Source organism: Paenibacillus sp. FSL R7-0331 (assembly GCF_000758645.1).
GTDB classification, from domain to species: Bacteria; Bacillota; Bacilli; order Paenibacillales; family Paenibacillaceae; genus Paenibacillus_AQ; species Paenibacillus_AQ camerounensis.
The window spans coordinates 3,714,002-3,734,381 of the sequence record NZ_CP009284.1 but is presented as its reverse complement, the minus strand read 5'-3'; the positions used below and the strand labels follow the sequence as shown (position 1 = coordinate 3,734,381).

General features: G+C 45.2%; 17 protein-coding genes. 3 read left to right on the top strand and 14 right to left on the bottom strand.

The window, feature by feature from the left end:
• Positions 1 to 134: 134 nt before the first annotated feature.
• Together R70331_RS15655 and R70331_RS15650 are read right to left on the bottom strand one after the other, a co-directional pair.
• Positions 135 to 1,490, bottom strand: coding sequence for an extracellular solute-binding protein (locus tag R70331_RS15655; RefSeq protein WP_042177047.1), 1,356 nt, complete (start codon positions 1,488 to 1,490; stop codon positions 135 to 137).
• Positions 1,491 to 1,800: 310 nt separating this feature from the next.
• Positions 1,801 to 2,568: a response regulator transcription factor gene (locus R70331_RS15650; RefSeq protein ID WP_052419076.1), complete on the bottom strand. Its 768-nt coding sequence runs from the start codon at positions 2,566 to 2,568 to the stop codon at positions 1,801 to 1,803.
• 260 nt (positions 2,569 to 2,828) lie between these two features.
• Between R70331_RS15650 and R70331_RS15645 the strand changes: the two genes are divergently transcribed.
• Positions 2,829 to 4,001, top strand: a complete 1,173-nt coding sequence (locus R70331_RS15645; protein ID WP_042177046.1) for a glycoside hydrolase family 130 protein — start codon at positions 2,829 to 2,831, stop codon at positions 3,999 to 4,001.
• Positions 4,002 to 4,105: 104 nt separating this feature from the next.
• Here R70331_RS15645 and R70331_RS15640 read toward each other — a convergent pair whose 3' ends face one another.
• From R70331_RS15640 to R70331_RS15610, 7 genes are all read right to left on the bottom strand, one after another.
• Positions 4,106 to 5,410 (bottom strand): ABC transporter substrate-binding protein, encoded by a 1,305-nt coding sequence (locus R70331_RS15640; protein WP_042177044.1) that lies wholly within the window; start codon positions 5,408 to 5,410, stop codon positions 4,106 to 4,108.
• Positions 5,407 to 7,257 (bottom strand): sensor histidine kinase, encoded by a 1,851-nt coding sequence (locus tag R70331_RS15635; protein WP_231576298.1) that lies wholly within the window; start codon positions 7,255 to 7,257, stop codon positions 5,407 to 5,409. The genes R70331_RS15640 and R70331_RS15635 overlap by 4 nt, the downstream gene beginning before the upstream one ends.
• A 318-nt stretch (positions 7,258 to 7,575) precedes the next feature.
• Complete coding sequence (locus R70331_RS15630; RefSeq protein ID WP_042177041.1) at positions 7,576 to 9,177, bottom strand: sensor domain-containing diguanylate cyclase; 1,602 nt, start codon at positions 9,175 to 9,177, stop codon at positions 7,576 to 7,578.
• Positions 9,178 to 9,740: 563 nt separating this feature from the next.
• Positions 9,741 to 10,730 (bottom strand): alpha/beta hydrolase, encoded by a 990-nt coding sequence (locus R70331_RS15625; protein ID WP_042177040.1) that lies wholly within the window; start codon positions 10,728 to 10,730, stop codon positions 9,741 to 9,743.
• A gap of 172 nt (positions 10,731 to 10,902) precedes the next feature.
• Positions 10,903 to 12,285: a sensor histidine kinase gene (locus R70331_RS15620; protein WP_042177038.1), complete on the bottom strand. Its 1,383-nt coding sequence runs from the start codon at positions 12,283 to 12,285 to the stop codon at positions 10,903 to 10,905.
• Between the two features lie 172 nt (positions 12,286 to 12,457).
• Positions 12,458 to 12,742 carry a metal-sensing transcriptional repressor gene (locus R70331_RS15615; RefSeq protein WP_197071337.1) on the bottom strand — a complete coding sequence of 95 codons (285 nt, stop codon included), beginning with the start codon at positions 12,740 to 12,742 and terminating at the stop codon, positions 12,458 to 12,460.
• A gap of 113 nt (positions 12,743 to 12,855) precedes the next feature.
• A complete protein-coding gene (locus R70331_RS15610; protein ID WP_081947631.1) occupies positions 12,856 to 13,620 on the bottom strand; it encodes an alpha/beta hydrolase in 765 nt (254 codons plus the stop codon).
• Positions 13,621 to 13,746: 126 nt separating this feature from the next.
• Here R70331_RS15610 and R70331_RS15605 point away from each other — a divergent pair, with 126 nt between their 5' ends.
• Positions 13,747 to 14,364 carry a TetR/AcrR family transcriptional regulator gene (locus R70331_RS15605; protein ID WP_042177035.1) on the top strand — a complete coding sequence of 206 codons (618 nt, stop codon included), beginning with the start codon at positions 13,747 to 13,749 and terminating at the stop codon, positions 14,362 to 14,364.
• Between the two features lie 200 nt (positions 14,365 to 14,564).
• Positions 14,565 to 15,275 carry a DUF421 domain-containing protein gene (locus tag R70331_RS15600; protein ID WP_042177032.1) on the top strand — a complete coding sequence of 237 codons (711 nt, stop codon included), beginning with the start codon at positions 14,565 to 14,567 and terminating at the stop codon, positions 15,273 to 15,275.
• An 81-nt stretch (positions 15,276 to 15,356) separates the two neighbouring features.
• Here the strand turns inward: R70331_RS15600 and R70331_RS15595 are convergent, their stop codons facing one another.
• The 5 genes from R70331_RS15595 to R70331_RS15575 form a co-directional block, all read right to left on the bottom strand.
• On the bottom strand, positions 15,357 to 15,992 hold the full coding sequence (locus tag R70331_RS15595; protein ID WP_042177030.1) for a DsbA family protein: 636 nt from the start codon (positions 15,990 to 15,992) through the stop codon (positions 15,357 to 15,359).
• 179 nt (positions 15,993 to 16,171) lie between these two features.
• Entirely contained in the window at positions 16,172 to 16,597 is a 426-nt protein-coding gene (locus tag R70331_RS15590) for a hypothetical protein (protein ID WP_042177027.1), read from the bottom strand.
• A 175-nt stretch (positions 16,598 to 16,772) separates the two neighbouring features.
• Complete coding sequence (locus R70331_RS15585) at positions 16,773 to 16,961, bottom strand: hypothetical protein (protein ID WP_042177025.1); 189 nt, start codon at positions 16,959 to 16,961, stop codon at positions 16,773 to 16,775.
• Positions 16,962 to 17,035: 74 nt separating this feature from the next.
• Entirely contained in the window at positions 17,036 to 18,652 is a 1,617-nt protein-coding gene (locus R70331_RS15580) for a M20/M25/M40 family metallo-hydrolase (protein WP_231576297.1), read from the bottom strand.
• A gap of 371 nt (positions 18,653 to 19,023) precedes the next feature.
• Positions 19,024 to 20,277 (bottom strand): S8 family peptidase, encoded by a 1,254-nt coding sequence (locus R70331_RS15575; RefSeq protein WP_052419075.1) that lies wholly within the window; start codon positions 20,275 to 20,277, stop codon positions 19,024 to 19,026.
• Positions 20,278 to 20,380 lie beyond the last annotated feature (103 nt).

Sequence of the window (20,380 nt, the reverse complement as noted above, 5' to 3'; positions counted from 1 at the left end):
AAAGAACACATGATGCTACTTACTCCAGATCCTCAATGAACGCTGCAAAAGTGAAGGGGACAATGCGCTAAGCGCATCCCCCCGACCTCTTGATTCTGTCTTCACTCTGCGATAATACCGTCAGCTTCCAGGGTTTATTGGGCAGCTGTAACTTTTGCTCTTGCTGCTTTCCATTTATCGTTCAGGTCCTTCATGATATCGTCATAAGAATCTTTGCGGTTGCCGATTGCTGCTTCAATAATAACTTTCTTGAAGTCAGGCTGCCAAAGTCCGATTTCAGCTTCCTTGTCAATCGCATCGACCCAGCCTTCTTCACCCTCTTTGGCAGGGGCAAGGGTGTCAAACGTAACTTCTGTACCGTCAAATTGCTTCAGAATTTCCGGAAGCTCAGCACCTTTTACAGGACTCATGCCGCCGCCTTCAGTTGTCGGATAGCCGGATTCATTAATGAACCAGTCAACCCATGCTCTGGCTGCTTCTTTGTTTTTACTGTGGATGCTGATCCCGAGGTTATAATCGTCAGCAAGCGGTACAAGTACCTTCTCTGCATTAGTAGGAAACGGCATGAAGCCTACATCATCAGGATTGGTTGCCAAGCCTTTAACTTGACCAATCGCCCATGAGCCGAGCACCATTGTCCCGATTTTACCGTTGGCCAGATCAGCCTTGGAGGATTCCCAGTCAGTGGTTGTAGGGTCTTCTTCAATCAGTCCGTTCTTTGCCGCATCATACATTACCTTGTACAAATCATAGTGAGGTTGTCCCTGCACAAAGTTATCATCTGAAGCGACCTGAGTAATATTTACATAGTCACGGTTGCCGGCAACTGTTGCCAGAACGGCTTCCCACTGGGTCAGCGTCCATCCTGCTGCATAATTTGTATACAGCGGAACAGCATCCGTGTTGTCTTTAATGCTCTGCAGTGAGGTCATGAACTGATCAATGGTTCTTGGAACTTCTGTGATGCCTGCATCCTTGAACACTTGTTTGTTGTAGATAATTCCTGAGTAATTAACGGTAATCGGAATACCGTAAGCAATACCGTCCACACTGCGTTCCTCAAGACCGGTATATTGCTGCTCAAGCTCCGCTTTTTGGCCCAGCGGTTCAAAGAACTCCGGAAGGTCCTTGATAGCCACGCTTGTAGGCAGCAGGAGCACATCACCGTAATCATCGGTGCTCATACGGATCTTGATCTGATCCTCGTAAGTCGAGAGTGCTTCAAAGTTCACTTTAACATTCGGATATTGTTCATTGAATTTAGCTGCATAATCTTTGAACACGGTATCAACAATGTCGGTTCTTTGCGTAATCACTGTGATATTGCCTTTAATGTCCTTGGCGGCATCTCCTTCGGGAGCTGCCGTTGCTTCCGTTCCGGCGTTGGTTGCTGCGGCATTGTCTGCATTATTGTTCGATGAACAGCCTGCGAATAAGCCTGCCATCAGTGTTAATGCTGCTAGACCGGTAATTGCTTTTGTTTTTTTCATTGATAAAACCCCTCTCTCCATTCAACCTTTGTAATAACAAAAAACTAACAAGTTTAATATGATAACAAACGATTAATAACTTAAAAAGAATAATATTTCCTTTTCAGTCTTATAAAGCTTGTTGTTATCGCTTACAAACACATTATAATGCGTTGAAAGCATGAAAACGATGGTCTGAATTGCTTTTTCTGGTCTTCTATTTGTTATTTTTGTTTTATATATTATTATTTGTTATGAAAATAAAATAGAAAAAGAGGGCTTTTCGCCCTCTAGTGATCCATTTTCCCTATGAAGCTGCAGCTTTAGCAGCTTATGCTTTAGGAGCTCTGCAACCGCTTTTATAATCCTTTGGAGTTACACCGCATACTTTCTTAAACAGCTTGTTGAAATATACGGGATCACTATAGCCGACCTTTTCGGCTATTTCATAATTTTTAAGATCAGGCTGGCTGATCAGCAGCTCTTTGGCTTTGGCGATCCGTATGCCGATCAGATAATCAGTAATCGTCTGACCGGTCTTATACTTAAACAGGCGGCTAAGATAACTGGCATTCATTCCTACTGTCTCTGCCAGACGCTCCAGTTCGAAAATATGTCCATACTCCTTTTCAAGAATACCTTTGGCCTGCTCGACTACGTAATGCTCACCACCTTCAGATGTCTGGACAACCAGCTGCTGCGGTTCGGAAGAAATGCTTTGTTTGTTCTCCTCTACACGTTTCAGCAGATCATACAGCTGTGCTTTCTCTATCGGCTTGAGCAGATAATCCAGTACACCAAAACGTATCGCCCGCCGGGCATAGTCAAAATCACTAAAACCGCTCAACACCGCTATCGGCAGATCCTTCATCCAGTCTCTAGCCTTTTCAATCAGCATAAAGCCGTCCATCCTGGGCATCTTGATATCCGTTATCAACAGATCAATATCCTCTGCTGTTATAGTCGAAAGCTGGTTCCATGCCTCCATTCCATTGCCGTGCGAGCCAATAACCTTCACTTCCAGATCCATTCTGGAAGTTATTTTCTCAAGCCCGCGGCGGATAACTTCCTCATCATCCGCAATCATGATTCTGATCACCTAGAAAATCGCCTCCAGTTGTAATACACGTGCAAAATGATGGCGCTACCATTCTAATTATAGGCCTGATGCCTTCAATATAAAATGTGTTGTATTGCTCTTTTATAGTCTTGTCTTTACATTACATATTAGACTCTTGTAATCCGGTGAAAAAAACGTTATAACTTAATTGTGTTTTGTTATCGCTAATACGTATTTTATTAATAACGTTATTTTTTTGTTATTTTTTAATTTGCAGAGTGAGAAAAGGAGACCGTGTAATGACAACAGTATTCGAGGAGCGCAAAGCCCTGTTAACCGGACGTTACGAGGCACTGATTGACCGCAAAAATGAAAAGATGCCTTTCGGCAACGGGATTTATGACCGTTATCAATATCCGCTGCTGACGGCAGAACATGCACCGTTAGTCTGGCGCTATGATTTTAATCCCGTAACCAATCCTTATTTTGCCGAAAGAATCGGCGTGAATGGTATTTTTAATCCTGGTGCGATTGAACTGGACGGCAAATTCTATATAGTAGCCCGTGTGGAAGGCAACGACCGCAAATCCTTCTTTGCTGTGGCTGAGAGCAACAGCGGGGTAGACGGCTTCCGCTTCTGGGATTATCCGGTCATCCTGCCCGAAACGGATATTCCTGATACCAATGTCTATGATATGCGTCTGGTCAAACACGCCGACGGCTGGATTTACGGGCTATTCTGTACTGAACGTAAAGACCCGGAAGCTGCACGCGGTGATCTGTCCAGCGCTGTAGCCCAGTGCGGCATCACCCGCACCAAAGATCTCAAGACCTGGGAGCGGCTGCCGGATCTCAAGACCGGTTCTGCCCAGCAGCGTAATGTTGTTCTGCACCCTGAATTTGTAGAGGGCAAATATGCCTTCTATACACGCCCTCAGGATGGCTTCATTGACGCAGGTTCCGGCGGCGGTATCGGCTGGGGCCTGTCTGACACCATCGAGAATGCTGTCATCGCCAGCGAATCCATCATGGATCAGCGTTACTATCATACAATCAAGGAAGTAAAGAACGGACAAGGTCCGGCTCCGATCAAGACAGCTCGCGGCTGGCTCCATATTGCTCATGGCGTCCGCAATACGGCTGCGGGTCTGCGTTATGTGCTATACGCCTTTCTGTCTGATCTGGAGGAGCCTAATAAGGTTACCCATGCGCCCGGCGGCCATTTCATTGCCCCTGATGGCGAAGAACGTGTCGGGGATGTATCCAATGTAGTATTCTGTAACGGTGTTATTGCCCGTGATAACGGAGAGGTGTATATCTATTACGCTTCCTCGGACACCCGTATTCATGTTGCGACTACAACCATTGACCAGATGCTGGATTATGTATTGAATACTCCTGAAGACCCGCTCCGCTCTTACGCCTCTGTTCAGCAGCGCATAGAACTGATTGACCGTAATCTGCAGCTGTAATCTGTAACTTTTGCGCATCAATAATGGCGGCCCCGGCAGAATAACTTTCTGTCCGGGGCCGCTTTTTGCTGCTTGGCCTTTTTTGGATTGAATTGCTGTGCCGTTTAAGGCTGAAAGGAAGCGGACTGCCCTTCGCGGGCTTCCTTCCATCGGTCATTGAGCTCATCGAAGGATTTCTGCAGATCAGGTGCAGCGATCAGCTCCTGTATGTAGTCCCCGGTCGCAAAGGAAAGCTTCGAGCGGTTAGCCATTTCAATAAATGCGTCTGTCTGTACCACTGCTTCCACCAGTTCAGGATGATACGAATTAAATTCAGTATATTGTTCCATCGAAGGCTCTGATGCACCATCTACTGGAAGGAAGCTCTCTGCCGAATAAGTGGTTTCCTTAACCAGGAAGTTCACCCAAGCCATCGACAGCTCCTTATTTTTACTGAATTTGCTGACGCCGATAAACCAGTCAGGATTCAATGGGGCATGATGTGTCCGGCCGTTATCATAAGGAAACGGGAAAAACCCGATATCCTTCGAAGCTGCCCCGGCATCAAGGACCTGGCGAATTGTCCAGTTCCCGCTCAGGTACATCCCTGCTTCCCCCTTGGCCAGCCTTGTTTTGGAGACCTCCCAGTTATTCGAGAACAACTCATCCTCCACATATCCCCGGGCAACCAGTGTACGGGCGATACCGAGCGAGCGCCCCCATTCGTTATGTTGCTGCCAAGGATTGTTGGTATGAACCATTTCATTTAGATATTCTGGATCACCGGTCATATAATTGACCATATTGTTGCCCCATTCCCGGAGCGGCCAGACTGCGCCATAATTCATGTATAGCGGTATGATACCGGCTTGTTTCAGTTGGGCACAGATTGCGTAGAAATCATCCAGAGTCTGCGGAATTTCCGTGATACCCGCCTGTTCAAATGCTTTCTTATTGTAGATAATCCCGCTTGTAGTTGTCCCGGTGGACAGACCATACCGCTTGCCGTCAAAAGCCGTAAAGCTTTTGAACCTCTCATCAGTGGACATCTCCTCACTCAGGGGTTCGAAGAAATAGCTCAGCTCCTTCGCAGGCAGATTAACCGGCAGCAGCAGTACATCTCCGGCATCCTTGGTAGAGAGCCGGACCATTATATCTGTGGCATAGTTGGATAAGCCTTCAAATTCAACAGTAGCCTCGGGATACTTCTTATTAAACTGATCAGCGAAACCCTGCATTGTGCCATTCTCTATAAGGTCAATCCGGTTTGTAAGCATAAGAATGCTGCCGGACAGACTTGCTTGTTCATTATCTGCAGCCGGAGTAGCTGAGAGATCCTGTTTGCTGCCCGTTTTGTAACAGCCCGCTGTGAATAGGATAAGGAGAAGCAGTACTGTATGCAGCGGCCAATGCTCTTTAACCCTTTTCAATCCTGATCGCCCCCTTCTGTATCAGACATGCTTTCCTTGCGGTATGAGGGGAGCGGCAGTGTGAGGATTACATCTGTTCCCTCCCCTTGCTTACTAAACAGCTCAATACCATAAGCCGTCCCGTAATGGAGCTGCACCCGCTGATGAACATTTTTCATGCCGATACCGCCGTTAATGCTCTTCTTGTGGGGAGTCTCCCGCTTCAAATCGTCTTTCAGTTTATCCAGGGTCTGCTGATCCATTCCACAGCCGTCGTCGCGGATATGGAAGAGCAGTTTATGTGCTGTGAATTCACATCTGATACTGATATGCATGTGCTCTTTGCTGTCATCCAGTCCGTGATAGGCGGCATTCTCTATAATCGGCTGGAACACCAGCTTGATAATGTTGTAATCATTTAATTCTTCAGGAACATCAATCTGCAGCACAAATCTTCCGGGATACCTGCTGTTTAACAGCTCAACATAGTTGCGGACATACAAAAGCTCCTGCTTCATTGTTGTGCGGCCGGTTACTTCGCCTGTGCTGTAACGCAGCAGCTTACCCAGAATCGAAATCATATCGGCAGCTTCCACATCATCATTAATTTCAGCGGTCATCCGTATGGATTCTAATGTATTATATATGAAGTGCGGATTGATCTGGCTCTGCAGGGCATGAAGCTCCGCTTCTTTCTTCTGCTCCTCAATCCGGTAGATATCCTGAATCAGCTCTCTGATGCGGGCTAGCATCCGGTTAAACTGATGACCCAGCAGCCCGATTTCGTCCCGCCGCTTCACAAGAAAGTTCACATCAAGATCCCCGTTTTGAACCCTTTTCATCAGCTGAATCATTTGCTTCAGCGGTTTGGTCAATGCGAATGACAGTACAATAGAAATGATTAAGGCTAAGACAATAATAATCAGAGTGGCTAATAAGGTTGCGTTGCGGGTGAGCTTGACGTCACGGGTGAGTTCATCAACAGGAATGGATATAATCACCTTCCAATTTGTCTTGGCTGAACTGGAATAAATATTAAGCCGCTGCTTGCCTGACACTGTATCATAAAAGCTTCCTGCCGCTCCCTGAGCGTTCCGGAACAGCATGGTTTGCGAAATATCCGTAGTCAGCAGTTTCTGGTCACTATCATAAACAACCTTACCATCCTGGTCCACGATCAGGGATTTACCCCGGGTTACGTTGTCCAGTTCAGCTACCTGGGCTTCCATATTACTTATATTAGCCTCTACCGCGATCAGCCCGATTGGATTCCAGAGGCCGTCAACAATTTTCCGGACAACAGTATAAGCATAACGTGTACTTTGAAGATTAGTCGTATAAGCCTGGGTGCCAAAGAGCAGGGCCTCACCGCTGGAATCCCTGGCCTGCAGGCTCCAGAATTTGTAGCTCTGATCAAGATCCAGCCTGACACCCCCGTCTTTGGCAGAATAGTATCCGTTTCCATAGGCGTCAAAAATATAGACAGAATTCGTCCCCCGTTTAATATTGTTGATAAAAGAGATATTGCCTTCTATCCCCCGCTGGATGGACAACAGCAGGTCAAAGTCCCGCGGTGCAACTGAATTGCTGCCTGTGTCGCCTTCACTCAGGCTCTTTTGCTCATGATAACGGTTGGAGGCAATCAGATTTTGTTTGATTTCGTTTACATAAGCCGGCATGGAAGAAATCCGTTTCATATCTTCTATGTAGTCGTCGATTCCGTCCATCATTTGATCAATCAGCTTCTCTGAATAAGCAACGGTATTGGCTTCAATTGACTCTGAATAGCTCTTATAGCTGATAATGCCGATAATGGAAAGCGGCAGTGTAACGATAACCAGGAAGACCAGCAGCAGTTTGCGCTCCATGCTCATGTCTCCAATAAAGGGCCACCCGTTGAATTTGCCTTGTTCCTTCATAAGTCGTCCCCTTCTTGGCTGTATACGGATTGAGTATAATCATAGTAACACTAATTTAACTCAATTTAATGTATTTATTTTATGATCGGCAATTGCAGAAGCTCGGGCGGTTAAAAAAAGGAATGCCCTTTCATTTCTCACAAAGGAGCGAAAGGGCATTACGTTTCATTGCTTCGTGAACGGATTACTTACGAATGTTGGAGTCTGGTTTTTGAATGTAATACTCTCATCTGCTCTAGACTTGATTCTAGCAACTGTTGCAAAATGCTAGGATTGTGGATTTTGAATGACGACGGTACGGTTGCGTCCCTCCGTCTTTGCCTGGTACATGGCATTATCGGCAAGATGAAATAATTCGGATGGATTGGTTGCGTGTTGTGGAAAGAGGGCAATTCCAACGGATATGGTAACTTGAAGCTGTGTAGAAACAGCTGTTCCCTCCACAGCCAGACGGACCTGCTCAGCTGTCTGGAAAGCCAGGGCACTATTCTTATTCTTGAGTAAGATTACAAATTCTTCGCCGCCGAAACGGACACTCAAATCAGGAGATGCAATGTGCTCCTGTAAGATGTCCGCCACATGCTTCAGTACAGCATCTCCCGCCTGATGTCCGTAAGTATCGTTAACCGCTTTGAAACGGTCAATATCCAAGACCAGAACCGCAAAGGAAATATCCTGTTCTGTCCAGCTGTTCAATGTGTCCTCAAACACTCTGCGGTTTGCTAAGCCTGTCAGCGTATCCGTCTTAGCTTCGTGACTCAGCTGTTCATTCTGTCTATGAATATTACGCAGTGCTCCCAGTACCGTACGTGTTAACAAATCTGCCTCCCGGTTCCAGTGCGCACGCATCTCTGGAATCTCTGTATTCCCTTGATCAAACCTCTGGACGAGATTAGCCAGCAGGATGAAAGGAGTAACGATTCTGTACGCGGACCATATCACAACCAAGAGCAGAATAAGCAGAGGTAAGGCCATATAAAAAAGCATGAGCTTTACATGCCGGTAAAGCTGATTATAGATTGTCTGGGCAGGCGAAACAACGACCAGCCCCCAGTCGGTGGAAGAAATTTTGGTATAACCCGCCAGCAAATCGACCCCACTCAGGTTAGTGTATTGCTGCTTTCCCTCCCTGTCATTGTTCAGCTGATGAACAACGGATACCTGGCTGAGATCCTTGCCGATACGGGCCTTATCAGGGTGGTATACAATTAAACCCCTGGAATCAACAATATAGAAGTAAGTGCTTCTGTCTTTTTTTACTTGGCTGCCAAAAATATCATTCAGAATATTTTTGTTCTCTAAATAGATTGTTCCTCCAATCATACCTCTGTAGTTCCCTTTTGTATCAAAAACCGGCTCTGTCACCAGTATAATTCTCCGTTTGGTCCTGGGAGTAGTATAGACTTCCGAAATGAAAGGCTTCTTGGAGTCCAAGGCATGCAGCGCTTGTTCCGATGAAATATAACCGCCGACTCCCCCTACAGTTTCAGGAGATACAGCACGTATCTGCCCCTTTTCGTCAACAGCCATAATGGAGTTAAAGGAACTGCTGCTGCTCCGGACAAGATTCAGATTATTTGCCAGCTCGGTGTTACTCAGCAGTCCGTCGTCCTGTACTAACGTCCGGGAGACATTCCTAAGACTGGAACTCATGGATTCGAATAACGTGTCCATAGTCTGACTCATCTGCTGCGCTGTGGAGTAATTAAGTTCCAGTGTATTATTAATTAATGATTCCTTCTGGGTCTCGGTCGAGGAGACAAGAGCAATTATCATCGTCAAAAGCATCGAGAGACTGATAAAACTTATAAATACGACGGATAAGCTAATCTTTTTCTTCTTATGAAATGGATGCTCCTGCGAAATCATAACCGTATCTCCTCTTAAGCCGAACTTTCTCCAGAAAAGAAATAAAGCGCCTCTTCCACACCAAATAGTAGCACACTTTTAACTAAATTCAAGTAAACTTCATCCAATCATCGCCGGGTACTCAGGCCTGTCTACCCTATGAACCCAAAGAGCCCCCTCTCCCTGTAGAAGACGGAGCTCCAACAAGGATGGGGACAACATTTGAAAATAAACGGAAACGTGTTGAAATGAATCGGTACCACTTGTTTCAAAAAATGTATCGCTGCCAGTCAGATTTACCATGGAGCCTGGATTTTTTTCCGGGGAATAGAGGGCTTAGCTATCTCATTATGTGCGAAAAATGATTATATAGCAGCGGCTACCCTTTTAGGAGCAGCAGAAAAGGGCCGTGCGGTCTTTGGCGGGGATACTCAGGCTAACTTCTCCATAGAGCACGAAGAAGCTCTGGATGAGCTTCTTCGTGTGTTTACATAACAGAAATTCCATGAATACTGGAGTAAAGGCTCAGAATTAACCCGTTCTGAGGCACTTGCGTATGCAATGAATGCATGATGATTTTGGAATCAGTTGGATGTTTGGATTGTCTTCATGTATTCTTTAAAGTCAGCGGCGATTTCCTTATATTTCGTATGATGTAGGTAATGGGAGCCTTCCATCGGGATCATAAGGCCCAGTGCTGATTGTTTGACTTGTGCCTCATGCAGCGGAATCCACTGGTCATTCTGTTCGTTATTCGACTGGACAAAGAGAAGGAGCGGCAGATCGTTTGGATAAGTCAGCTTCTCTCCGTTTTTGAAATTGGAACCGAGATGCTTTAGCTCGTTCATTAATGTTTTATTGCTCCCGACTTTATTTGTAATGAGACGGATCTGTTCTTTGGTATGCTCATCGTAGTCAAGCGACGCATAGGAATCGCCGCTCACCTTTTGCAGAAATCTCATCAGCCCTGACTTCTGCATGAACTGCATCGTCTTCAGAGGTAATTTGACATCCATGCCGGGCTGATTCGGAACACTGCTGTCGATACCGACAAAAGCAAGAACCTCGTCAGGGTAGCTGTTCACATATGACACACCGTACAGTCCGGTAATGGAATGTCCCATAAGAATGTAGCGGTCGATATCCAGCTGCTGTACCGCTTCATGAATTTCGCTGACGATATTCTCCGTTGTCCGCGCTTTCTCCGTTGTGTCGCTAAGTCCGTATCCGAAGGGTTCTATCGCTACGACCCGGTAATCTGGAGACAATTCGTCGATCAATAATTTAAAGTCAAGCACTGGCGACGGGGTCCCCTGACCGGGAAGAAGGACAATGGTCTGTGCGCCGCTGCCTTGGATGTACACGTTCATTTGCTTGCCATCCACAGATACGGTTTGGCCGTAAGGCTCAATCTTCTTTTTTTCGATTCCCTTACTGATCACATGAACAACAAATACAATGCCCATGAACAATACAAGCGCACCGACAATGCCTCCCAATATCTTTAACCATAGTCTCCGTTTTTTGCGGATTCCCGTCCCGTTCTTGATGTCTGCCTTTTCTGTCACGTTCATCTTCTCCTGTCCTGATATCTGTAGAGCCATAATAATAACGGCATAGATAAAGTGTACCCAGACAATGTGTCCCCATCGTGACGGCAATATGAACGGAGTATGAACGGGCATAAAAAAGAGGAGATACACCTCAAAGATGTATCTCCTCCTACTCTGAATGGGATGACTATGCTTAAGCTGAATGATCCTGCCCTGCCGGCTGCCGGATGGGTAAGGTAACTATGATGCTTGTCCCGCTGCCGGACTCACTTTCTGCCCGGATGTCGCCGGAATGCAGCATAATAATCTGCTTCACAATAGCTAATCCCATGCCGCTGCCGCCGTACTGGCGGCTATGAGAACGATCCGCCTTAAAGAACCTTTCGAAAATGCGCTGCTGGTCCTCCTGAGATATACCGATTCCCGTGTCGGTTATACGGACGATAACATTTCTGCCGTCCTGTCTGATGCTGACGGTGACGGTATCCCCTTCATTCGAGAATTTGATGCTGTTGCCGAGAATGTTCGTCCAGACCTGATTTAAAAGATCATGATCTGCCTCAATCCGAAAGGTCTTTAACTGAAGCTCAAAGCTGATGCTGCGTGCTGACCATTGCGGCTGAAGCGCCACAATGACCCGCCTGATCTGCTCATCGAGGCTGAAGGTGCTGGGCTGCAGCTGCTGTGACTGTGATTCAAGCAGGCTTAGCTTCATTAGGCTATCACTCATTTTGGACATCCGTTCCGCTTCAGAGATAATAATATCAAGATAGCGTCCCCGCTCGCTGACCGGGAGGTTCATCTGTTTCAGCGCTTTGGCATATCCGGTAATTGAAGTAAGCGGGGACTGAACCTCGTGTGATACGTTGGATACAAAATCCCTGCGCATCTGTTCGACCTGCTGCAGATCATGTGTCATCTTTTCAAAGCTCTGAGCCAGCGTGCCCAGCTCTCCCTTTTGCTTAATGTTTAGCCTGATATTAAAATTCCCGCTGGCGATATGCATGGTTGCATCGGTCAGCTTTTTAATCGGATTCACGAGGAACTTGGTAGCAACCAGAATAACCAGACTGCCTGTTACCAGGGTAAAGATTGAGAAAATCAGCAAAAATTCTACGGCCACTGTGTTAGAGGTTGGTGTTATGGGCTCTATGAACATAGCCTTGATCTCCCCTTCACTTGTAAAGGGCAGTCCGACAAGTGTGGTGCTGACCACCCCGCGGTTTGCCTGAACCGTATTCCCCTCCAAAACCTTGCTCCATAGTGCCTCTTTAATTGTAGCCGGTTTATATCCCTCAGGTCCTCCGAAGGACTGGTACAGGCCGGTTTCATCAAAAAACCTGACGTTGTACATTTCCAGCAGGCTCATCCCGTTCACATAAGCATTTGCCTTGTCCAAAGGGAGTGTTTCAAATATTCGGGCAACATCCCGGCCAAAGTAAATCATAGGTATCTGCAGGTTCTCATTCAGCTTATCTTTCAATACCCAGGCTGCCAGTAAAAAGGAAATAAAGGTGCCGCCGATTACTGTGGCCAAGAAGATTAATACCACCCTTGTATATAAAGATCTAATCATATGTTAATGCCATCCCCTTCAGCCAGTATTCCTTCATATTCTAAGCTCATTGTAGTTTAGATTTCAGCAAATGATCAAATCGGCCTCTTCGCTAATCCAAAAAAAGTCCAGCAGATTATACCTGCTGGACTTTAGAGCCTAACTGACGCCTATTGAGCCGGCTCGGACGAAATTATCGGATGTAGTTGTTTATTGCAGCATTCAGTTCAGCAATCACTTGGGCTTCATTGCCATGATGAACGGCATCTACCACACAATTCTCCAAATGATCCTTCAACAGCAGCTTAGCTGCTCCATCCAGTGCCTTTTGCACGGCAGCAATCTGCAGCAGAATGTCGGGACACTGGCGTCCGCTGATCGTCATTTCTTTGACAGAACGGATATGTCCCTCTACCTTAGCCAGCCGATTAATAATATCTTTACGGTATTTATGCTCATGATTATGCACTTCAGACATGTGATGCTTACCTCCCTAACGAAATCCTGTATGTAACGGCATGAGATCAGACGTAATGCACAATTTAAATAGTACCGTTGTCTGAGCGTGCTGTCCAACATTCCATAGGGGAATTACTTATTTAACGTGCTGAACCAATCATCCAATGCCTGAACAACATCCTTAAGCTGCTCATCCTCGGTGATTTCTGGTACATTGTCACCCTTTTGCATACCGTATGATCCGAATTGTCCGTGATTGCCGCCTTCTATACTAACGAATGTCGTGTCTGCGGGAAGGTTGGTTTTGGTCTTCTCCCATTCTTCCTTGTTAAGTACACCATCAGACGTTCCTGTAATTTGCAAAGCGGATAAGCCGGTTGTACTTAAGCTTCCGCCGTCATCGGCATAAGCCGCAAAGTAAAAGATTCCTTCGAGCTTACCGGAGTTATCTGCTGCGTAACGGGATGCAAAAGCGCCGCCCAGCGAGTGTCCGCCAATCACAAAAGCTTCATCAGGATGCTCAGCAATGAATGAGTCTGCCTTGTTTAGACCGAATATGGCTAAATTCAGCGGCATCTTGGCAATGTATACTCTGTGTCCATGTTCGGCCATTGTTCTGGCGAGGGGAGAGTAGCTTTCCGGTTCTACCAGTCCTCCGGGATAAAAAATGATATTCGGCTCAACTGCTTCTGCTCCCTGCGGCTCAAACCGGTACCCCTGCTTAATCTTAGTGACAAGAACCTTAGCGTCGCTTTGCATTGCGGCTTCAGCCTGCCCTGAAGGGCTGTAAGTAACCGACGCCAGAAAGATAAACCCGCCGGCTACAAGGACAACGGCTACGACGCTTATCCATATCAGTATTTTCTTCCATCTGCTCATGCGCTTAGCCGTTTTCAATGGTTAACCACCTTTACTTCATATTTTAACTACAAATTAAATTATATTTACCGGTGAGTAAAATTACAAGAGGATTTTACTTATACCTGGAGAATGTCATAATATAAATATGAAGGAGAGTGTGCAATGCCAGAGAAATCAGCAAAACGTTTGCCGGGCAGGCCCAAGCAGGCTGACATGAACATTTCCATTCACCAGGCTATTATTTCTACAGCTTCTGCCTTGTTTAAGGAATACGGCTACGAAACGGTGTCGCTTCAGCAGATCGGACAACGCTGCGGCGTATCCAAACAGACTATTTATTATCATTTCGCAAGTAAACCCGAACTATTCAAGGTTGCCATAACAACAATGCTCCAAAATATTTTGGCAGTTACTTCTCAAATGCTGGATGAAGCCGATCATCTGGAGCATGGCTTGGTGCGTCTGGCTGAAGTCATATTAGCAAATCCCCATGCTGAGATTGAGACGATGATGAGAGAAGCCGAGCCTTTTCTTGAAAAAGAGCAGATACTAGCGATCCGGGAAGCTGAGCAGCATATTCATGAATTGTTAGCTGTTCACTTCAGGCTTGCCATGGATCAGCAGTTCCTTCGTGAAGAAGATCCAATGTTCCTGGCAGAGACCTTCTCGACCTTGATGCTGATGGGAAACCGTGAGAATGTCCTTAATAAATATGAATCTCCTCTGATCCTGGGTCAGAAGCTGATCACCCTGTTCCTTCGCGGGGCGAAGGTAACGTAATCCCTTACCAGAAAAGTGCGATTAAATGTAAAAAGACGTTCAAGCCTCCACGGCGGCCCGCGGGTATGAACGTCTTGTTTGCCGTAGTCATGGCACGGGCTAATTAACTTATATGTAGTCCTGCCGGCAGTTTATTTATCCGGTAAACCGGCTATCCTTAACATCAGGTGTGTTATTTTTTGTTAAGGAGATTTTGGTGTATGATGGAGCATCTCGTGATATTGATCAGAAGTATATCGGCTTTTTTCATCCTAATGGTTATCACCAGAGTATTGGGCAAACAAACTCTGTCCAATATGAACTTCCATGAATTTGTAACAGCAGTCATTCTAGGTGCTACGGGTGCCAACTTTGCATTTAATGAGAAAATTGAAGTTACCCATCTTTTAATAGCTTTGTCCGTTTTCACATGTACTTCTTATGCGTTATCCAAGCTGTTTTTAAAATTAAGAGGATTTAAGATGTGGACAGAAGGAACGCCTACAGTTCTCATAGAAGGGGGACTGATTTTAGAAGACAATCTAAAGAAAAATAATATGTCTATGGATTCATTAAATCAACAGCTTCGGCAGAAAGAGATTTTTGATATTGAAGAAGTAGAATATGCTCTGCTTGAGGTTAACGGCAAGCTATCGGTTCAAAAGAAAAAGGAATTGCAAGCTGTGACATTAAAGGACCTGAAGTTAAAGCCCGGTCATTCTGAGCAGTTCCCAATTGAGCTAATAATTGACGGGCAGCTGCTGATAGTCAATCTCAAGGCTAATCATATTTCTGAATCTTGGCTTTCTTCTCAGCTGAAGGAAAGAGGCCAACATATTGAGGATGTATTCTACGCTGTAAAAGGAAGTAACGGCCAACTTTTTTTTGATAATTACAAGGATAAGCTGCATCATCCCATTGACGTAGAATAACGATTGCATTCTCGAATTATCTGGTGTTCAAAGTAATTAGATAATTGTACTTAGCAGCATGCTTTAGTTCATCCAGAATGATTACTGGTGTGCAATCAACCCGGCGAATCGGGCTTCCAGCTTGTCAGCTGTCATGGCACCTCCGCCCAGCTCGAATATCTCATCCCCTTTTTGCAATAACAATGTAGGGTAGCTTCTTGCTCCAAGCTTAAGGGCTATCTCAAAATCTTCATGTGCCTCCGCTACAGTCTCTGGTGCAGTAAGGCCTTCAATGAGCTGCTGTTCATCCAAGCCGTACGTGCTTGCAAGCTCCAGATAAGTTGCGGCATCACTTAGGCTTTTGCCATTGAAGTAGAATGCCTGCTGCATTGCCGAAGCCAGATCCAGCGCTCGTTCAGGAGCAAGCGCACGTAATGCGGAGAAGCCGATAGCGGCTGCTTCTGAGTCAAGGACCAGACTCCCTTCCTTCAAAAGTTGCTCATAGGCGGTACCAAACACTGCTCCTGTAAGCTGGCTAATCCGGCTATTCGCCTCCGGCATATATGGATATGCGGTTAGAGGCTGGCTTCGCTCACCTGTAAATAGACCGCCGGATACTATCCTTACGGGAAGCTCCAGGTTATTCTCGTGAAAAGTGCGCAGGCTTTTTGAGAATCCATAGCACCATCCGCAATAGGCGTCCCATACATAGATTAATGAAAGCTGTTCAGTTGTCATTATTAGCATCTCCTGTTTCTCGAATGTAACTATTATAGTTACATGTAACAATATAAGTTACAATGGGTCTTCTGTCAACATATAGATGGTAATCTGTTTATCACCAACAGCTCATGGTCCTCTAAACATGAAAGGTCCTATCAGTATATTTACTGACAGGTCCTTTCAGCTTGTATTAACTAAATAACGCCTTCTCCTCCAATAGCAGTTGCTGTGAAGGCTATCGGTCCGAACAGATTGATAGGCAGGGTGCTGGCGTTTTGAATAACCAGTTCATAGTTATGGATTCCCAGATAAGGACCGTCTACCCACAGAACATTTAATTGAATATCCGTTATGGTAGTAAAGCGGAAAAAAGACCGATAAATATCGACTCCGGCACGCCGTATTATAACGTAAAATTCGCTGTCAGCTAGGGCTGTGACACTAAAGCTGCCATTTAGTTCGACTCTGCTGGAGAAAGAAGCAGGGTTGGCGGGGCTTAGATTAACTTGTACAGCAGCCAGCCCCGCCCCGGCTCCAACAATTCCGGCAATCGATACAGCTGTGTTAAGCGGGTCTAACGGGATTTTTGCCTGAGAGCCATAGCTTATAATGGTCGACATTTATCATCACTCCATTTCGGGTTTATACGTTATCATATTGAGAAGCTTCGATGATAGATTGGACTTCCTTGCCCCAAAATAAATATAGTAGATTGTTACCGGGAAATCGGCCATAAAAAAATCAACCCATTTATAAATGAGTTGATTCATCATTGGCTTCATCTTCGGTATTCAATTATTTTAACAGCTTTTCCGGGTTCTTCACTTTTATGGAAGCAACCTCTCCGCAGTCCGAGCAAATCGTATAGACCTTTTCAGAGCCGATGGCCAGCTTCTTATCCAGCGGGCGAAGATTGATAAAATCCGTAGCTTGTACAAAGGAATTTCCGCCACATGCAGTACATTTCTTTTCAGCAACATCCATAATTATGATTCCTCCTTTATCTGTTAAATGGTAATACGTTATTAATAGCGTTAATGTTCCAAATTTTGAAAAGATTAAGGGCTAATAATCCTTTTACTGAACACGGGATATATGAGAGTGAGCCCTAAAGCTGAAGCTGTCATAAGTAATGCTGCTAAATCGAGCGTCATCATATCATTCACAAGCCGGATCATTGGTGATAACAGTATAAAACCGGCCGACGCGAACACTGCCGAAAGCCATGTCCATTCACCCTCACGGCTTAAGAAGGACAAATTCATACCGATCAGGCTAAAGATAAGAGGCCACGTGAATAAGTAACTGGCGCCAGTCAGATACACAGTGCTGGCAATGCAGAGTAACAGCCAAAGGAACAATGCACCCATCCAAAGATTTTCTGTACGGATATAGCGCGATAACACATGTATTAGGATATACGAAATAAACAACGTCAAGACCAATAATCCTAAGAGATAGGTTAAACTTAATTGAGAATCCAGCAGTAAAGAGATGTATTCATCTCGGGGCAAATTAGACTTAACTACATTCCATAAAAGCGTAATAACACCATATGTAATTCCCAGACACAGCAGTGTAATCAGGAATCCGCCTGCCATTCCCGTCATACGAATACGGCTTCTGCGCATCCCGTGCCATAAGGTTATAACAAATAGCAATACAGCTGATAAAGTGAACCCAGTAGCCCAAGACTCCGGATAACTAACCACATTCCAGCCGATTACGTTAAAATAGACACGGTCTTCTTGTTCCACTTGAGTCAGATCGAGGTTACCAAAGTGCCGGGTTAGGCTAAGCATATATTCCCCGTGGTGCTGCAGGCTGGCCTGATCCAAATTGTCCGGAGTATCGGTTGGCTGGTGATAGGTGTCGAGACCCGATGCAAAGGCAAAATTTAATCCGGCTAGTCCGCCCTCACGGAACTTTGTCAGGTCAGTATCGTTAGGCATATGTTTATACACATCATAGAGGAGAGAGTAAGCCAGCGGCTGTGGAGCTGCTTTTAAGAACTCTTGAACCATCCAGCCATTCTGCCCGCTTGTCTCAAACATAAACGATGCGCCTTTGTTTCCGCGCGCTTCGAAATTAAACACGAGTCCAACGTCCTTCACCCATGGATGTTCATTCATGAACGCTTCGGCTCCAAGCATACCCGGTTCCTCGGCATCTGTCATCAGCAGGATCAGATCGTTTTTCAGCGGACCGGATACTTGTAATGCACGCACTGTCTCCAGCATAGCAGCAATTGCTGCACCATCGTCTGCGGCTCCCGGACCTGTGGCTACAGAATCATAGTGGGCTGCAATCATAACCGCTTTACTGTTATCGGTGCCTGGAATTCTCGTGACGATATTTTCGATGTATCCGAGAATTCTTTCCCCGTTCCATACGTTCGAGACAAAGGGCTTTTGGATTTCCGGCTGCAAGCCGAGTCCTTCCAGCTCTGACAGCAGATAATCCCGAACCTTATCATGCTCAGGCGTTTGAATCGGGTGCGGTTCCTTAGCAATTACTTGGAGCTTCTCCATCGCACGTTCCGCCGAGAACGAGTCGGGAGATGCATTCAAATCTGCAGGTGCTGGAGCTTTAATCTGCAGCAGGCCGGTCAGGACAGCACCTGCTATTACAAGGGGTATGCCGATTCTCTTTAACCATTTTGTTGCATGGCTCATAGTTTTTCTCATAACCTCCCTACATTTTCTCACATCCGTGGATATGTATTTATCATCTTTTTTTACATATTCTAGATTATCGTGAGAAAACCTTTAATTCCCTGATTTGAACGCAAACAAGAGGCTGTCCCAAAACTAGTCTTCTACGAGTAGACAAATCCTTCTCATTTGTAAAACCGCCAAAAAGCCAAAAGAGCAACAATTCTCCTGTCATTGGAGAATTATTGCTCTTTTTTTGGTCATTTGCAGCTTGCTTTAATATAATTGTGGCAAGCGAAAACTAACCGACTCCAGGCTTCACTGTCTCCATGATGAAAGAAGATAATAAAGTATAGGCCGGAAAAATCTATTTTCTTTCTACACTAATCATATTATACAGTTACCGGAATATTTAAATGTTCTAAAGCACCTTTTAGACTGGAATATCCTTTGCCCGCACTATTCACGTCATGAAACAAGTCATATGCTCCATTTTGAACGGCTACCTTTATTTCTTGGGGTGTTGCATCTGGTTTTGCTTCGTATAGAAGTGCTATCAATCCAGCAACGATAGGGGTAGCCATTGAAGTTCCATCCATAGTGCAGTACCATTCTCCAACTCTAAATTGAGGGTAGTCATTGTCATACTCAGAGTTTTTTGATCGGAGTGAGATAATATTTGTGCCTGGTGCAACAATGTCTGGTTTTTGATGACCAAACTTTGTTGGTCCTCGGCTTGAGAAATTAGCTATAACATCATCTAAACTATTCTCAGTACTGTTATCATTGGTGGCGCCAACAGTAATTAATTCGGGGTCGACTCCGGGACTTCCTACTGTTTGTGGTCTTGATCCTTCATTGCCTGCTGCGACCACGACTGTAATGCCTTGGTCTTGAGCCACTCTCAAAATTTTACACAATGGATCAGTTTCTGGCGGGTTTATTGCCATACCTCCAAGAGAACATGACATAATTTTAATTCCATACTTTTCTTTATTATCTATACACCATTGAACCCCGCGACTGATGTTCGTAGTCGTTGTGGAGCGACCTTCAAAAACGCGCACTCCTACAAGGTTTGCCTGATAAGCTAACCCCCTGTATTTACCATCACTACTGTATCCATTGCCAGCGGCACACCCTGCACAATGGGTCCCATGTCCACCGTCATCGAAAGGCTGAACCTCTTGTTGCTTAAAGACATCATAAAAACCAATTATACGACTATTAGGTAGGTTTAAATCTGGATGAGGGTATATACCACTATCGATAATTGCAATCGTCACTCCTTTTCCACTTAAATTGGTCTCAATTGGAGGAGTTCCTTGAGGATCGATTATAACTTTTCGAGCGACATCCAATGCTAAATGATAGGTTTGCTCCATCGACACTGATTTAACACCTGAATTTTTAAGAATATTTTTAAGTTGACTTGCTTTTATTTGTACAACGTCTGTGTTTATTGCATCAAATCGCTCAATTACTTTAGCCCCAGCCATCTCAACTTCTTCATTAAAAGATGCAGTACTAATATTAGTATCTTTCTCCACAAAAACGGTTATGATCTGTTCTTCATCACGTAAATCTTCTAATTGCTCTGTCATCATCGCACTTATCTTATGCTTATTATCTTCAGGTAATTTCATTCGATAAACCTCCGTAATTTTTGAAATGATTTGACGAAGGTTATTATTTGATTTATCGACGTAATTATTCCATTCCGACTTCCCTTCTTACAGGCAATAAATG

Coding starts and splice junctions, on each gene's coding strand:
- R70331_RS15580 (WP_231576297.1), bottom strand. CDS start 18,652: ATGAGCCATGCAACAAAATGGTTAAAGAGAATCGGCATACCCCTTGTA.
- R70331_RS15635 (WP_231576298.1), bottom strand. CDS start 7,257: ATGGAGCGCAAACTGCTGCTGGTCTTCCTGGTTATCGTTACACTGCCG.
- R70331_RS15655 (WP_042177047.1), bottom strand. CDS start 1,490: ATGAAAAAAACAAAAGCAATTACCGGTCTAGCAGCATTAACACTGATG.
- R70331_RS15575 (WP_052419075.1), bottom strand. CDS start 20,277: ATGAAATTACCTGAAGATAATAAGCATAAGATAAGTGCGATGATGACA.
- R70331_RS15590 (WP_042177027.1), bottom strand. CDS start 16,597: ATGTCGACCATTATAAGCTATGGCTCTCAGGCAAAAATCCCGTTAGAC.
- R70331_RS15625 (WP_042177040.1), bottom strand. CDS start 10,730: ATGAACGTGACAGAAAAGGCAGACATCAAGAACGGGACGGGAATCCGC.
- R70331_RS15620 (WP_042177038.1), bottom strand. CDS start 12,285: ATGATTAGATCTTTATATACAAGGGTGGTATTAATCTTCTTGGCCACA.
- R70331_RS15645 (WP_042177046.1), top strand. CDS start 2,829: ATGACAACAGTATTCGAGGAGCGCAAAGCCCTGTTAACCGGACGTTAC.
- R70331_RS15600 (WP_042177032.1), top strand. CDS start 14,565: ATGATGGAGCATCTCGTGATATTGATCAGAAGTATATCGGCTTTTTTC.
- R70331_RS15595 (WP_042177030.1), bottom strand. CDS start 15,992: ATGACAACTGAACAGCTTTCATTAATCTATGTATGGGACGCCTATTGC.
- R70331_RS15630 (WP_042177041.1), bottom strand. CDS start 9,177: ATGATTTCGCAGGAGCATCCATTTCATAAGAAGAAAAAGATTAGCTTA.
- R70331_RS15605 (WP_042177035.1), top strand. CDS start 13,747: ATGCCAGAGAAATCAGCAAAACGTTTGCCGGGCAGGCCCAAGCAGGCT.
- R70331_RS15615 (WP_197071337.1), bottom strand. CDS start 12,742: ATGTCTGAAGTGCATAATCATGAGCATAAATACCGTAAAGATATTATT.
- R70331_RS15585 (WP_042177025.1), bottom strand. CDS start 16,961: ATGGATGTTGCTGAAAAGAAATGTACTGCATGTGGCGGAAATTCCTTT.